The organism is Ferruginibacter sp. HRS2-29, assembly GCF_024343615.1.
Lineage (GTDB): Bacteria > Bacteroidota > Bacteroidia > Chitinophagales > Chitinophagaceae > Ferruginibacter.
The window spans coordinates 1-15,529 of sequence record NZ_RJUB01000132.1; the positions used below are offsets into that span (position 1 = coordinate 1).

13 protein-coding genes are annotated in these 15,529 nt (G+C 42.3%); 5 read left to right on the top strand and 8 right to left on the bottom strand.

Annotated elements, in window-relative coordinates; genetic code table 11:
• Both EGI32_RS14550 and EGI32_RS14555 read right to left on the bottom strand, forming a co-directional pair.
• A partial coding sequence (locus EGI32_RS14550) for a hypothetical protein (protein WP_255156092.1) occupies positions 1 to 186 on the bottom strand: 186 nt, incomplete at its 3' end.
• Between the two features lie 831 nt (positions 187 to 1,017).
• Complete coding sequence (locus tag EGI32_RS14555; protein WP_255156093.1) at positions 1,018 to 1,785, bottom strand: 1-acyl-sn-glycerol-3-phosphate acyltransferase; 768 nt, start codon at positions 1,783 to 1,785, stop codon at positions 1,018 to 1,020.
• 258 nt (positions 1,786 to 2,043) lie between these two features.
• Here EGI32_RS14555 and rplU point away from each other — a divergent pair, with 258 nt between their 5' ends.
• From rplU to EGI32_RS14575, 4 genes are all read left to right on the top strand, one after another.
• Positions 2,044 to 2,346, top strand: a complete 303-nt coding sequence (gene rplU / locus EGI32_RS14560) for a 50S ribosomal protein L21 (protein WP_255156094.1) — start codon at positions 2,044 to 2,046, stop codon at positions 2,344 to 2,346.
• An 84-nt stretch (positions 2,347 to 2,430) separates the two neighbouring features.
• Positions 2,431 to 2,697: a 50S ribosomal protein L27 gene (gene rpmA / locus EGI32_RS14565; RefSeq protein WP_255156095.1), complete on the top strand. Its 267-nt coding sequence runs from the start codon at positions 2,431 to 2,433 to the stop codon at positions 2,695 to 2,697.
• A gap of 80 nt (positions 2,698 to 2,777) precedes the next feature.
• The gene (locus tag EGI32_RS14570) at positions 2,778 to 2,978 is read left to right on the top strand and encodes a hypothetical protein (RefSeq protein WP_255156096.1); all 201 of its coding nucleotides are present in this window, start codon (positions 2,778 to 2,780) and stop codon (positions 2,976 to 2,978) included.
• A 177-nt stretch (positions 2,979 to 3,155) separates the two neighbouring features.
• Positions 3,156 to 4,829, top strand: coding sequence for a DNA polymerase/3'-5' exonuclease PolX (locus EGI32_RS14575; protein WP_255156097.1), 1,674 nt, complete (start codon positions 3,156 to 3,158; stop codon positions 4,827 to 4,829).
• A gap of 70 nt (positions 4,830 to 4,899) precedes the next feature.
• On the opposite strand, the gene EGI32_RS14580 is transcribed toward EGI32_RS14575, so the two are convergent.
• The 3 genes from EGI32_RS14580 to EGI32_RS14590 are packed head-to-tail and all read right to left on the bottom strand — an operon-like array spanning position 4,900 to position 10,471.
• The gene (locus EGI32_RS14580) at positions 4,900 to 8,652 is read right to left on the bottom strand and encodes a PAS domain-containing sensor histidine kinase (protein WP_255156098.1); all 3,753 of its coding nucleotides are present in this window, start codon (positions 8,650 to 8,652) and stop codon (positions 4,900 to 4,902) included.
• A 12-nt stretch (positions 8,653 to 8,664) separates the two neighbouring features.
• Positions 8,665 to 9,438, bottom strand: coding sequence for a nucleoside triphosphate pyrophosphohydrolase (gene mazG / locus EGI32_RS14585; RefSeq protein WP_255156099.1), 774 nt, complete (start codon positions 9,436 to 9,438; stop codon positions 8,665 to 8,667).
• Positions 9,439 to 9,442: 4 nt separating this feature from the next.
• Positions 9,443 to 10,471, bottom strand: a complete 1,029-nt coding sequence (locus EGI32_RS14590) for a DUF3667 domain-containing protein (protein WP_255156100.1) — start codon at positions 10,469 to 10,471, stop codon at positions 9,443 to 9,445.
• A 101-nt stretch (positions 10,472 to 10,572) separates the two neighbouring features.
• Here EGI32_RS14590 and EGI32_RS14595 point away from each other — a divergent pair, with 101 nt between their 5' ends.
• Positions 10,573 to 11,403 carry a hypothetical protein gene (locus EGI32_RS14595; protein ID WP_255156101.1) on the top strand — a complete coding sequence of 277 codons (831 nt, stop codon included), beginning with the start codon at positions 10,573 to 10,575 and terminating at the stop codon, positions 11,401 to 11,403.
• A 395-nt stretch (positions 11,404 to 11,798) separates the two neighbouring features.
• On the opposite strand, the gene EGI32_RS14600 is transcribed toward EGI32_RS14595, so the two are convergent.
• From EGI32_RS14600 to EGI32_RS14610, 3 genes are all read right to left on the bottom strand, one after another.
• Positions 11,799 to 13,127: an OmpA family protein gene (locus tag EGI32_RS14600; protein WP_255156102.1), complete on the bottom strand. Its 1,329-nt coding sequence runs from the start codon at positions 13,125 to 13,127 to the stop codon at positions 11,799 to 11,801.
• A 118-nt stretch (positions 13,128 to 13,245) separates the two neighbouring features.
• A complete protein-coding gene (locus EGI32_RS14605; protein ID WP_255156103.1) occupies positions 13,246 to 13,623 on the bottom strand; it encodes a septal ring lytic transglycosylase RlpA family protein in 378 nt (125 codons plus the stop codon).
• A gap of 134 nt (positions 13,624 to 13,757) precedes the next feature.
• Entirely contained in the window at positions 13,758 to 15,449 is a 1,692-nt protein-coding gene (locus EGI32_RS14610; RefSeq protein WP_255154671.1) for a murein L,D-transpeptidase, read from the bottom strand.
• Positions 15,450 to 15,529 lie beyond the last annotated feature (80 nt).

Here is a 15,529-nt window from a genome sequence, read left to right on the forward strand (position 1 = left end):
GATCACACCGGCATATTTTTTATTCTTACCAAAGATCACTTCCGCCCTGCAGCCGATCACAGCCCTTGCGAGCAGATCAGCAGGAATAGCGTAAGTATACACGATGGGCACTGCCAGTGGCAAAATTATTTCGGCCCAGTGGTCAAACTGTTCCTCTGCAAAAGGTATCTCCCCTGTTTCGTGCATAATTATTTTTTATAAAAACAGCCAGCCACAAATGTCACGAATCTTCACGAAGAAAAATAGTGAATGGTGAATAGTCAAACCCTCGAACTGTTTAAGGTATGGTGATTTTTAAATTTCAGCAACTTCCATATTCCAAATTTTCAATCCCTGAACGATAAAACACTTTACAACAAATTTCATTCGTGCCTTTTTCGTGCTATTCGTGGCTCACTAGTTCTCTTTTAAAATACCCGGCCACAAATTCTACGAATGCTCACGAAGAAAAATAGTGAATGGTGAATAGTCAAACCCTCGAACTGTTTAAGGTATGGTGATTTTTAAATTTCAGTAATTTCCATATTCCAAATTTTCAATCCCTGAACGATAAAACACTTTACAACAAATTTCATTCGGGCCTTTTTCGTGCTATTCGTGGCTCACTAGTTCTCTTTTAAAACAGCCAGCCACAAATGTCACGAATCTTCACGAAGAAAAATAGTGAATGGTGAATAGTCAAACCCTCGAACTGTTTAAGGTATGGTGATTTTTAAATTTCAGTAATTTCCATATTCCAAATTTTCAATCCCTGAACGATAAAACACTTTACAACAAATTTCATTCGGGCCTTTTTCGTGCTATCCGTGGCTCACTGGTTCTCTTTTAAAACCCGGCCACAAATTCTACGAATGCTCACGAAGAAAAATAGTGAATGGTGAATAGTCAAATCTTCGAACTGTTTAAGATATTGTGACTTCTAAATTTCAGTAAATTTCCATATTCTAAATTTTCAATTCCGGAACGAAACCTACTTTATAATAAATTTCATTCGTGCCTTTTTCGTGCTATTCGTGGCTAATCTCCCTCAATCCAACTGGCTTTGTATTTGATCAGCGCTGCTTCCATAATACCATAAACTTTTGCTTTCAATAATCCCACATCCTCCAACGTATATCCATTGACTTCCACTTCTTCTAAAAAAACAGCTCTTGACTTTCCCGGATTGAGCGAAAATATGCTTTTGTAATTCAGGCGGTCGTAGGCATCCAGGAATATTACCGGCTGCACGGAAGTCTGGGTTTCGATAGCAACTTTAAAAGCGCCGTCGTAAAATTCTTTGAGCGGGCGATGGGTCATGTTGAAAGTTCCTTCCGGGGCAATCACTACCGATATGTTTTTCCTCAACATGGATTTCAGCGTTTCTACACTTTTCCCCCGGGCTTCCGGGCTGCTGCGCTGAACCGATACCACTGCTTTGCGATAGATATACCCGAAAATAGGGATCTTTCCCAGTTCGGCTTTTCCGAGAATACGGATCGGCTGGCGCCGGAAAACTTTCAGGAGGAACGGTATATCTATATATGAAATGTGGTTGAATACAAATACCACGGCATGATCGGTGCTTTTGGGGGCATCAAAATAATTCTTATGCCGGATACCCCAGAGAAACAAAGCGAGATCGGACCATAGGCGGCATATATTATATATTATATTACCTCCCCGGATCCTGCCGAAAAAAGACGCGATGATCACAAACGGGAACAGGATGAACATGATAGCAAGGAAAGTCGCGAATGCGTATATGCTGAAAATGAATCCGATGAGTTTTTTGAATAGAGTCATAACCGGGCACGAAATTACGTAAAAGCAACGACGACCGACGACTGACCACCTCTGGGACTTTACACCTATACCATTTAAGAATCTCCCACTACTTTACTGGTTTCCACCCAGCATCCAGTAACTTCTCTGCTCCAAATGATTGAATTTCAACGTAAATTTGCCCCCGAATACACTTTTCTTCTCTTTGGGCAAATAAAGTTCAAAAAAACTTACTATAATTTCCTACAAACCCTTACCTTTGCCGTCCAAATTTAGGTTATGTTAGCAATAGTAAAAATCGCAGGTCAACAATTTAAAGTAAAAGCAGGAGACAGCTTATACGTACCGCATATCGCGGGTAAAACAGGAGATTCAGTAGAGTTTTCTGATGTATTACTTACAAGCAGCGGAAGTGATGTAGTAAGTACAGGTGTAAAAGCCACTGTAAAAGCTGAGATCATCAGCGACCTGGTTAAAGGCGAAAAAGTGATCGCTTTTAAAATGAAAAGAAGGAAAGGTTTCCGTAAAAAACACGGTCACCGTACGCAGTATACTCACATCAAAGTAACTGCAATCGCTTAATGAAAGTTGTAAGTGATAAGTTTTGAGTTATAAGTATGACTTGAAACTTAAAACCTAAAACTTAAAACTCAAAACTTATAAAAAATGGCACACAAAAAAGGTGAAGGCTCGGTAAAAAACGGTCGCGATTCACAAAGCAAAAGATTAGGTGTAAAAATTTATGGTGGTCAGCCGGCGCTTGCAGGAAACATCATTCTTCGTCAGCGTGGTACTCAATACCATCCTGGTAAAAATGTTGGTGTTGGTAGAGATTTTACCATCTTCGCATTGACTGATGGAGTTGTAGAATTCAAGAAAGCAAAGGGCGATAAAACTTTTGTTTCTATCAGCGAAGTAGAAGCAACTGCTTAATTTTTTTATATTTTTTTTTGGTAATATCAAAATAGTATTTATTTTTAAGTATTATTTACTAACCAATTAAATTTAAAAAAATGGCAACAAAGAAAAAAGCAGCTCCTAAGAAAGCAGCTCCTGCAAAAAAAGCAGCTCCTAAAAAAGCGGCTCCTGCAAAAAAAGCAGCTCCTAAAAAAGCGGCTCCTGCAAAGAAAGCAGCTCCTAAAAAAGCGGCTCCTGCAAAAAAAGCAGCTCCTAAAAAAGCAGCAGCAAAAAAAGCAGCTCCTAAAAAGAAATAAGCTTAGCTTACTAAAAGAGCAAAAAATAATAAGTCCTGGTTTATACCGGGACTTTTTTTTGTAATGTACTACCAGCCTGCGTTTCAGGATAGTTTGTTTTTTACGGCAAACTACTTCACTTCCCGCTGTTTGCCATAACGGAAAATTTCATTTCCCTTATTTTGGTACATTTGACAAATGGATAACTATCAGATCGCCGATACATTTTCTCTCCTTTCCAAACTCATGGACATACACGGAGAGAACAGCTTCAAATCAAAATCTTATTCTTCCGTTGCTTTCACTATTGAAAAATTGCCGACGCAATTAAGTGAAATGCCGAAAGAAAATATCGCTTCGATAAAAGGCATCGGTGCATCATCGGCTCAAAAAATAATTGAATTGTTAGAGACCGGGGAACTAAAAAACCTGCACGAATTGATTTTTTTGACTCCTCCGGGGGTGGTCGAAATGTTAAATATTAAAGGCATCGGACCAAAAAAAATCCATACGATCTGGAAGGAAATGGAGATAGAAAGCATCGGCGAATTGTTGTATGCCTGCAAAGAAAACCGGTTGAAGTTATACAAAGGCTTTGGTGAAAAAACACAACAGAATGTTTCCGACATCATCGAATTTTATCTCAAGAATAAAGGCAGCCATCTTTATGCAAGCATAGAAAATATAGTTCCCGAAATTGAACAGATACTCGTGAATACTTTTGTCGGAAAAAGAGTATTACTCACCGGCAATTTTAAACGCCAGATGCCCACTATCGATGAGCTTGAATTTGTGATTGAGGCCGACGAAGAATTTATTGAAAAAACTTTACTGGGTATCGAAGGTTTTTCTCTTAAAGAAAGAAAAGACGACAGCGTGGTCTATAACAATAGTTCTGGTTTGAATGTGCGCATTTACGGAGTAAATACCAATGAGGTATTACGTACTTATATCAATACTTCCTCCTCCAGAGAATTCAGCGAAGCACTTTTGAAAGAAATAAATATAGGAGAACTGGAAGACGAAAACAGTTGTTTTGCAGCGGCCGGCCTCGCCTTCATTCCTTCACCGGTAAGGGAAGATGTGGGTATCATTGAATTATTGCGCACGGGCATCATGCCGGATGTAATACAAGCTGCTGACATAAAAGGAATTATCCACTGCCACAGCAACTGGAGCGATGGCAGCAATACACTTGAAGAAATGGCGAAAGCCGCCATGGAACGCGGGCTGGAATACCTCGTGATCAGCGATCACAGCAGATCGGCTTTTTATGCACAAGGCTTATCTGAAGAAAGGATACGCGAACAACATCTGCTGATCGACGAGCTGAATAAAAAACTGGCCCCTTTTAAAATATTCAAAAGCATCGAAAGCGATATACTCAACGATGGCAATCTTGATTACAGCAATGAAGTACTGGCTTCGTTCGACGTAGTGATCGCATCTGTGCACAGCAATCTTAAAATGAGCAAGGAGAAAGCGATGATGCGCCTGATGACTGCTATTGAAAACCCTTATACTACGATCCTCGGCCACATGACGGGCAGGTTATTGTTGAGTCGCGAAGGCTACCCGGTTGATCATGAAACGATCATTGATGCCTGCGCAGCCAACAATGTAGCGATAGAACTCAATGCCAGTCCGAGCCGCCTCGATATCGACTGGAAACACATTGCCTATGCGATGAAAAAAAATGTACTCATTTCCATCGATCCGGATGCACATAGCATTGATGCCCTGGATTACAATAAATATGGAGTATTGGTGGCGCAGAAAGCATTGCTGCCGAAAGAAAGGAATCTGAGTAGCTTCACCCTGGCGGAAATTGAAAGCTATATTGCCGAAAGAAAAAAACTGAAAGGCATTTGATCATACAAATCCCCAATAGAATAGTCGTTGCGGGGAGTTGCGAGGGCAGTTTTTTAAAAAAAATGTGTAATTAAACTTCCGCAAGCGGGAACCTTATAAAGAACGTTGTTCCCTCATCCGCTGAAGTCTCAAAATAAATAGTGCCGTTAGTCTGCTCTACGATTCGCCTGCACATTGCGAGGCCGAGCCCCGTGCCTGACGACTTGGTAGTAAAGTTGGGCGTAAATATTTTTGACTGCATAGCCGGATCGATACCGGTGCCATTATCTTTCACTTTTACCAACACACTCGTTTCATCCGTTTCTTCTGTGATGGTAATATGTGGCAGCCTGCCTTCCGGCATCGCCTGCAACCCGTTCTGGATAAGGTTTGTAAACAACCGGTTGATATGTGTCCTGTCAGCAAATACGTACACGGGTTTTTCCTCGATGTTCCAGTCGAACGTTACATCTGCATTGCCGGAATATAGTTGTTTGATCGACCGGATAGAATCGTTGAGGTCTATCCTCACCATTTTTGCATTTTCAATATTGGCAAACTGGCTGAACTCGTTGGCGATATTACTCAGGTGATCGATCTGTTCCACCAATGTATTGGCTACCGATGCAGACAGTTCTTTCACATTCGGTGCATTATTTTCAATGGATTTTTGCAGAAACTGCATGCTGAGTTTCATCGGCGTCAGCGGATTCTTGATCTCGTGCGCTACCTGCCTCGCCATTTCGCGCCATGCACCTTCACGCTCTGTTTTTGCCAGTGCCTGGGCACTTTCATCAAGCTTGCTCACCATTTTATTGTACTCATTCACAAGGTCGCCGATCTCGTCGCTGCGGTGCCATTCAATGGCTTCATTGCGTTTGCCGAGGTTAATTTTTTTCATCTTCTCTCCTATCAGCGAGAATGTATTGGTGATACGGTTGGTGATGAACAATGCCACGATACCCGCGATGAGAAATATGAATGCATTGAGGTTGATGATCGTCACGAGGAAGTTGGATATTTCATCCCTGAGTTTGCTCTGGGAGGTGAAATAAGGCACATTCAGGTAAGCGTAAGCGTTACCTGCCGAATCCAGCACCGGTACATAACTGCTGAGGAAAGATAATTTCCCGATATGCTCCTTCTGAAAATACTGTACTTCTTTCTGATTGCTGAGATGATAAAAAGCCTGCGGCTCCATCTTGGTACTTACGATCCCCTTGATGTAAGGTAACGGCAACGATGAAACGCGGAGGTCTCCGTTCAATGTGTAGAGGTTCACATCCACCCCATGTATTTCGGATATCCGGTTGATATTATTTTCTATCGCCTGCTGGTTACCTTGTTCGGCCATCGCCAGCGTATCATTTTTCAATACCTCTGCTGAAAAAGAATTCCTGACTTCCTTTTCCATGATGCGGATGGTACTGCTCAGTTTTTCGCGGTTGTTACTTTCATAACGATTGATGAAAAATACGATGGTGGCAATACCGATCACGAAGAAAGATACCACACTGAAAAAGATGATCGTGCCATGGATCTGGTTGCGGATGCTGAGTTGCCAGTAATTGCTGATATTACGGAGCTTGAATCTCGACCGCAACATCACATCGAGGAACCACGCCATCGCCGTCAGTAACAGGAACGAACAAAACAGGTAGGAAAATAATGTGAGCGATTCGATGGAAAGGCTGTCTTCCTTCGCGATGACCACATGTTTGCTTCCCCCGGCATTGTACCACATTTCGCTATGCCCGTTGCGGTTGATCATGAGGTATTGTTTACCCGCATAATACTGATCCGTATATCTTGTAGCAAAAGGATAATCGTTGTGGCTGCTTACCAGCCGGCCATTGTTGTAAATAGCGAACGCATAAGCCGAGGAATTTTCCAATGCATTGTTATGCCCTTTCCCAAACAACTCGGGTGATAAGGTTTCGTTCTTTACATATTTCGGGTTTACCAGGATGAACACATAACCGATCAATGTACGGCTGGTATCCACGATCGTTTTTTTAATGATATAACTGAATTTATCATACGCCTGGTCGTAATACATCAGCCCCTGTATCCCGGTTGGTTTGGCTTGTGTGTTGAGAATGGTATTAAGGTCGTTATAATTATTTTCCTCCACGTTGTACAAAGGCAATTCCTTATTATCGAACGTAAAGATCTTGGTATCGTATTTATCCGTGTAACCGGCGAAATTATTATTGATAAGGCTATCCTTAAAAAAGTGATTGTCTTGCGGCTCCGTAAACCGGTAAAAATTATCCGCCAGGTAATCCGCCCTGAAATCGGTGAGCATGGTGTTGAGCAGTGTCTCGCTGGTAGGGTTCGACTTCGTGGCAAGTATTTCTGCATAATGCTGCCTGTTGCGGATCTCCTTGCTGTTATTCTCTTTGATGATGATGGCGGAAATGGACACCGAAAAGAAAAATATCCAGAACACCAGCTTTGATGTTACAATTTTAGAAGCGATCAGGTAGAAATAATCGAAGTTGAGCAGGAAAAGGAATATGAGTAACCATACCAGCACGTACAATTCGAAGCCGCCTGAAATATCCCCGATCTTAAAACTGAGCAGGAACAAAGCCATGATCGTTACGGAAAGAAAAAGCGTGATGAATGGTTTTTTAAAATGTGGTTTCAGCAAAAACAAGATGATCTGGCAAAGAAAGAAATAGGCAATGGCGATAGCGCTCAGGATCAAAAAGCTGATGACCGTATAAAAGTTCAGCGAGAAAAAATTGATGACATCAAACGATATCTGCGAATCCGCTACCAGCGAGCGGATGATGGTACTTCCGGTAAAAGTTGCCAACAGGATGATCAGTGTACCCACGCCTGTCATCACCCATTTGCTGTATTCGTTTTTAATGGAAATACGCAGATTTTTTTCATGCAGATGAAACCGCACAAATATCACGAACCATAAAAAAAGCACGGCATTGATCAACAGGTCGCCCAATGATTTGAGAATGAAATTGGAGCCATAGACCGCGGGGTCAAACAGCTCAAACTGCCTGAAATTCATCGGCACATGAAACAGGTAACTGATCACCCGAAGGAACAGCATGGAACCAAAAAGAAAGATGCAGGCGTATACAAACCTTGTTCTCACTACCAGGTAAGAAGCGCACACATGCAGGAAAAAGAAAATAAATAAAACCCCGAGTATCCTGCAGACCAGTGAAAGGTGATTGTTTTGAAAACTGCTACCCGAATAGATCTGCTTCAGGTGAAACAGCACGGTCCCGTTGGAAGAATACACGTTGCCTTTGGCTGCCGCCCCTTCTTCCACGGCATATTTATTATTGCTGTTCTCATCGCTGAGAAAAGTATTTTCGAGGTATTCGTTGGTGATGATATAATTCCATTTGACCGGGATCAATGCAATGGAAATTATACCGGCGCTATCAGTTTTATTCCATACATAATACCCGTTGGGAAGTGTAGCAAAACCAGCCTTTGCAGGGGATTGAAGAATATCCGGGCCTGGCAGGATGTATTGTGTATTCCAATACCTCAGCACCGGAATACCGGCAGGATCCTTTTTGTAGAAGAAAACAAAATACTTTTGCGAGATCAGTTTGCCCAGCGACTCTTCATCGGATTTCTCATTCCTGATCTTGAAAAAAATCTCCTTATCGGTTAAAAGCTTTTTGAAATCTTTCTCGTGCCCGATCACATATTCGTTCATCCGTTTTGTTTCGGACGACAGATTGTAGTTCACCGACCAGTAATTATCACTTACGAAAGAAATGGTGAATAGCATTGCCGCAACAAGCAGCAGGTACAGGTTGTCTTTAAGGAAACGGGGATAATTAGATAGAAGCGGCAATAGTTTTGTAAATTATGTGATTGGTTCTTTTTTTATTTTATTCCACAACGCATCCATTTCTTCCAGTGTCATATCATGGAGAAATTTATTTTCCTTTTGTGCAGCAGTTTCCATCCTGGTAAACCGGCTGATAAACTTCTTATTGGTACGTTCGAGAGCGTTGTCGGCATCTACCTGCAAAAACCTTGCAAAATTCACCAGTGAGAAAAAAACATCGCCCAGTTCGTCTTCCATTTTATCCTGATCGCCGCTGGCAACAGCTTCTTCCAGCTCGCCAAGCTCTTCCTGTACTTTTGCCCACACCTGCCCGGTATTGTCCCATTCGAAACCCACCTGCTTCGATTTTTCCTGCAGCCTTATGGCTTTCACCATGGAAGGCAATGATTTAGGAACGCCGCCCAGCACGGACTTCTTGCCTTCTTTCAGCTTTATTTTTTCCCAGTTCTGCTTCACATCTTCTTCATCATTTACCACCACATCTCCATAAATATGCGGATGCCGCACGATCAGTTTTTCGCAAACCCCGTTGATAACTTCTTCCAGTGTAAACTGGTTTTGCTCGGCACCGATCTTTGCATAAAAAACAATGTGCAGCAAAATATCTCCCAATTCTTCTTTGATACCTTTCCAGTCCTTATCATTGATGGCATCAGCCAGCTCGTAAGTTTCTTCGATGGTGAGGTGGCGTAAAGTATCGATCGTCTGTTTTTTATCCCACGGACATTTTTCACGCAGTTCGTCCATGATCTTTATCAACCGAAGAAATTCATTTGAAACAGGTTCCATAAAATTAAACTTTTAAATAAGAGAAGACAAGGAAGCCGAGAAATATAAACACCATCAAAAACAGGAGGGCTATGTTCAAAATTATGAATTTAACGATTGTTTTGCCCCTGCCCTGCCCGTAAAAATTCCTCATCGCCTTGTATTGATATACGAACAACCAGATATAGAGAAAACCATTTACCCAGTTGAGCCAATCCCATGAAGTCAGATCTATCAATGAATTGACGCCAATGTTCGCCAATAAAATGATGAACGTAAATATATACAGGTGAATGGCAAAAATGCCGTGACTGACATAATAAAATTCTTTTCGCCGGATGTAAAGCAGCCGGGAGATGAATGCAAACAAAGGCAGCGAGAGGAATAACATTTGCGGAAACCGGTGGCTGAAACTACCCAACAGCGCTTGCAGCATCTTATTGCTGTCGCCGTTGTATTTTTCTTTAAGTGCGATCTGCCGGTAATTCCACTTCTTTTTCAACCACCCATCTTTGATGGCTCCGGAAGCCAGCAGCGAATCATATTCTTTTTTATCGCGGTAGCTGCTGATGGAAAAGCCTTTTTTCCTGGCCGACAATTTCTGTATCAGTTGATCCTTTGTGTGAACGCTGGTATCTTCCAGGGTGGCGAGATAGTTATTTATTTGCGTGGAATCCATATTCCTGATGGCTTCCCAGCTTTTTGCATCGAAATTCGTATCTACATGCAGTTCATCAACGTGGTAAACAGAGAAAAATACCAGAAAAAAAAGAAACGAGGTGAAGACGTACATCCGCACCGGATTGAGGTAACTTGCCCGTCTTCCGAGTTTATATTCCGACGATAAAAAGCCGGGTTTGAAGATCAGGTAATTCAGGCTGCTGAAGAATTTTCCGTCGAAATGTGTGATATCATTGAAAAAATGAGTGGTCAGGTGCCAGGCACTTTCAGCGGGTTCGATATTTTCCTGGCCGCATATGCTACAATATTTCCCTTCTACGACAGCATTACAATTCAGGCAATTTTTTTCTTTCCTTTCTTTTAAATGACTCAACGGAGATATTTTTGTTAAAAATAATAAAGTTTAACTGGATGAAGTAACTTAAGATGTGTTAGCTTGTTAACTTCGCCCATTGTTGATACAAATAATTTCTGATGAAAAAAATCATGCTGTTTTCGTTTTTATGTGCCGGTTTTTCTTCCACGGCCTTTGCTCAATTTTATTACAAGGATATCCTGAGTAATGATGAATTGGTGAGCACGATGGCCAGGTATAAGGAAAATAAGGTAAGGACGGTCATTATCAAAAGCTTTGAAGACGATGGTAGTCCGAGTGATGGTTTTTTCTGCGAAAGGAGGATCTCCAGGGATTACAAAAAATCGGAACTGCTGACGCGTTCAAATATTTCGGCCAGCTCCGTATTTGTTTCGCTTTTCAACAATGAGGGTAAACTGACGAGCACTACCGATAGTTCGGAAATTTCTGTAACAAAGAATATTTATTCGTACGATTCAAAGAATCGTATCCGTTCGATCCTGTCGTCTGTCCGTTCGCAGGATGACGATTTTACCAATGCTATCCTGGAAGAACATATTTATGAATACAATGATCGTGATCAGCCGGTGAAAATGATCAGGGTGAAAAATAATTACGACAGCATCGTAATTTTATTTGCCAACGATGAGCGGAATAATGTAGCGATTGAAAAGGACACGAAGAATGGTTCCAAATACTATTATTATTACGATGCAAAGAACAGGCTGACAGATATTGTACAGGCGAATGATTTCCGCACCAACCTGCACCCGGACTATATCTTCGAATATAACTCTGCCAACCAGGTGAGCCAGATGACGGCTACGGAAGAAGGCGGTAACGATTATTTTGTGTGGAAATATACTTACGACAATGGGTTAAGGATCAGGGAAAAATGTTTTACGAAAGAGCGGAAACTGATGGGAAGTGTGGAGTATGAGTATAAATAATGGACAGCTGAATCTGGTATATAGCCTGGGTGTTTTACCCGGGCTTTTTAATGGGTTGACTACCACGGGTTGACTACCGCAGGTTGACTACCGCAGGTTGACTACCGAAGGTTGACTACCGAAGGTTGACTACCGAAGGTTGACTACCGAAGGTTGACTACCGAAGGTTGACTACCGCGGGTTGACTACCGAAGGTTGACTACCGCGGGTTGACTACCGCGGGTTGACTACCGAAGGTTGACTACCGCGGGTTGACTACCGAAGGTTGACTACCGCGGGTTGACTACCGAAGGTTGACTACCGCGGGTTGACTACCGAAGGTTGACTACCACAAAAAAAAGCCCCGATATTGCGACCGGGGCTTTTTTTGAGTAGAAGCTATGCTTCAATATAGATTAAAAATTCCTTACAGTCATTTCAGTCCTCCTGTTCTTCGCACGGCCTGCTGCAGTTTTATTATCAGCTACTGGTTTGGTTTCACCATAACCGGCAGATTTCAGGCGGCTTTCAGCAATACCTTTGCTAACCAGGTAATTTTTTACAGCTGCTGCACGATTGTCGGAAAGAACCTGATTTTTTTCATCTGAACCTTGTGAATCGGTATGACCATCAATATCAATCATCAGCGATTCATCAGATTTCATCAGGTCAGCCACTGCATTCAGCGATTTATTTGATTTAGCCAGCAATTTGTAGCTTCCTGTAGAGAAGAATACATTCTTTGCAGCAAAATTGATCTTTTCAATCACTTCCTTAGCAATTTCAGGGCAACCCTGGTTGCTTGCCGGACCAGGACGTGTAGGGCATTTATCTTCTTCATCATTTACACCGTCACCATCGGTATCAGGGATCGGACAACCCTGGTAACGGGCAAAACCTTTAATGGTTGGGCATTTATCCTGTTCGTCGTTGATGCCATCACCATCGGTATCAGGGATCGGACAACCTTGATATTTTGCAAGGCCAGCTACATCCGGACATTTATCATCGCCATCAGCAATGCCATCACCATCGCGGTCAGGGCAACCTTGCAGGGAAGCCAGACCTGGCGTATCAGGGCATTTATCTTCCGCATCGATCACACCATCGCCATCACGGTCAGCCACTACAGGCAACGGAACTTCTACCGGAGCAGGAGGCAATGGTTTTGGAAAAGTCTTCGCGAAACCAAAGCTATGGTAGAAATGTTCGGCAGAATTTTCAGTTACAGGAATGCGGTATTGTGAATTCACGATCAGGAATATCTCATCGGTGAATTTAAACTGCAATCCAAGGCCAACCGGTACAAACGCACTATAGTAGCCTTTATATTTCGAAGCCCCTATACCTCCGGTAAAGAAAGGATTCACTACATATTTATCCGTCAGTAATTTTACATTGGCTGTAGCCGCAGCTTCCAGCAAAAGATTTTGCTTTTGCCTTGTAATGATTTTATTTGGAACAGGGTAAACTGTGTAAGATGCTGCCAGTGTAGCCGCAAAATCGATATGATCAGTCAATCCCTGGATGTAACCTGCTGAAAGGCCCGGATTCATCCTTTTGGTTTTGTACCACTGCTTGTTTCTCAATACAGTACTCAGGCTGGATGTTTTGATCTCTCCGGCAGATTTGAAATCATCGAGGATGAATGCAATTGAAAAGGCAGGTGCTTTTTTGTAATCCTTTTGGCCATAACTGATTGTGCATACAACCAGGGCCAGCATTGCAAGAATATACTTCTTCATATATGTCAGTTTTGTAAACGCAACAAAAATAGCTGCTTAGTTTCACATGAGGAAATAAATTAAACAGATTATTAACAGAATTAAGGCATTCACACGCAAATTCCTACGGCGGAAATGATCATTCGACCTCGTTTTCACGTAATATTTCCACTTTTACCCTTGTCAGTCCGGCTTTTACAAATCCCAGCCTTTCAGCCCCGGTTTTTGTAAGGTCGATCAACCTGCTTGTTTTGGCATGCAAACGATCGTTGGTTATTGCAATGACCGACCTCCCATTCCGGAGATTGGTTATCCTGACCCTGGTATTCAGCGGTAAAGAATTACAGGCAGCGGTAAGTTTTGAATGGTTGAAAATATCACCGCTTGCCGTCCGCCTCCCATGAAACTTAGCGGCATAATAACTCGCCTGTCCATAGAGGGTGATCGAAGGTTTTTGGGCCGGCGCCGCTTCAATGATCCCGAAGCAGATAAACAGCAGAATCAGTCTTTTAATCATATATCATTTTTAATGGATAATGGATAACGCTTTCTACAGAATGCCTTAATGAATTTACAAAGGCCAAAATTATCCTATTATCCATTATTCAATTATCCATTATTCAATTATCCATTATTCAATTATCCATTGTTTTATTTTCCCGCAAAATATTTCTGTGCCAACGCCCTGTCATCCCCATAAATATCATCGTAAAAGCGGATGCTTCCATTTACCAGTTCACAACCGAAATAGCGGATAAACAAAGGAAGCCTGTTTTTCACAGGGATCTTATGCCGTTCTTTGGCCGCGATCCAGCTCACGATAGAATCGCTGTTGTATTTCAAGGAATCCGGTTGTTTGGATAAAATGCTATCGTTTCTTACCAGGTAAAACGCCAGTTTCTGCCATTCCTGCACCCGTACACAGCCATGGCTCAGGCTGCGCATGCTGTTGCCAAAAAGGTATCGCTGGTTGGTATCGTGCAGGTAGACGGAGTACGGGTTATCAAAATTAAATTTGATCACGCCCAATGCATTGTCGTCGCCGCTCCCCTGCTGCACCCTGTACGGGATGCCTTTGGAATATTTCGCCCAATTCACACTGTACGGATCCACACGCTCGCCTTTGTTATCAAGGAGGTAAAACCCTTTGCGGGCAAGATATCCGGGATTGCGTTTCAAAGCCGGCAATGTTTCTTTTGAAATGATGCTGGTAGGTATTGTCCACGTAGGATAAACCATCATATCCGTGATGGCGCTGGTGAGCAATGGCGTTGGCGTGCCGGGCTTGCCGCAAATGATCTTCGATTCGAGTGCAACAGAATCGCCTTCGTACAACTTCAGGTAATACGCCGGAAGATTCACCCAGATATATTTCTCCGGCATTTTCTCCGGAAGCTGTTTATAACGGTCAAGCGTAAGCGCAATTCTCCTGAACCTTTCTTTATCCGTCATGTTCATTATTCTCACCAGGGCCGTCGAAATTTTTCCATCTGCTTTCAATCCTTTTTTTGCCTGGTAATGTTTGATCGTATTGCTCAGGGCTGCAGAATCGAATTGGCCCGTAGAAGAAGTGATACCGCTTTCGGTCATCCGTTTCTGTATCTTTTTTATGAAAACCAACGAGTCCTGTGCATTTTTATAAGGGTATTCTATGTAGGTATAAACCTTATTATCCATGCTGTCTACAAACTTGCGTATGCCCGATTTCAGCAGGCTATAGCCCTTATTTTTCGGTTGCAATGCCGTGGTCACTGCCGCGAAAGAAGCGCCATTTCTTATCTTTTCCATCTCAGGGGTAAAATAAGTTTTGTACAACACTTCTTTATTTTTCCAGGCAAGGCTATCCGGCTGAAGTCGCCCTTGTTTGAGATCCTGCAGCAGGTGCATGAATGCATCGGTAAACAGCAATTCGGCTTTTGCCCACGCAACTGCATCGGTTCTGTTCACCGAATCAGCATCCATCATTTTTTTGAAATTATTTATTTTACCAAACTGGTAATCTTCAGCGAACAGCCCATCCAATGCAGCCTCTTTGAGGTATGCGACAAGGCTATCCGCAGGCTGCTTCCATTTTTCCGAACTGCTCCATACGGGGGTGTAGTCATTCTGCCTGTAATAATATTTCAGCACGGGTAAAAAACGTAACTGCAGGCTGTCATCCATTTTTCCTTTATTGGCTTCGGCATTTTCGAGCAGCAAACGAATATTTTTGCTCACAAAACCATCCATGGAAGCAGGATCCGAAACAAGCTGTCTCTCTTTTTCTGTGCGTTTGGTATTACAGGAAAATAGCAGGATCGAAAATGCAGCCAGCAGGCAACAATATGTCTTCGTTAGGTTCATATCAGGACGAAATTGAGTATCTTGAAGAAAGCTTTTATGAAAAAAAATCCTTCACATACATACAAGATAATAATATGTTT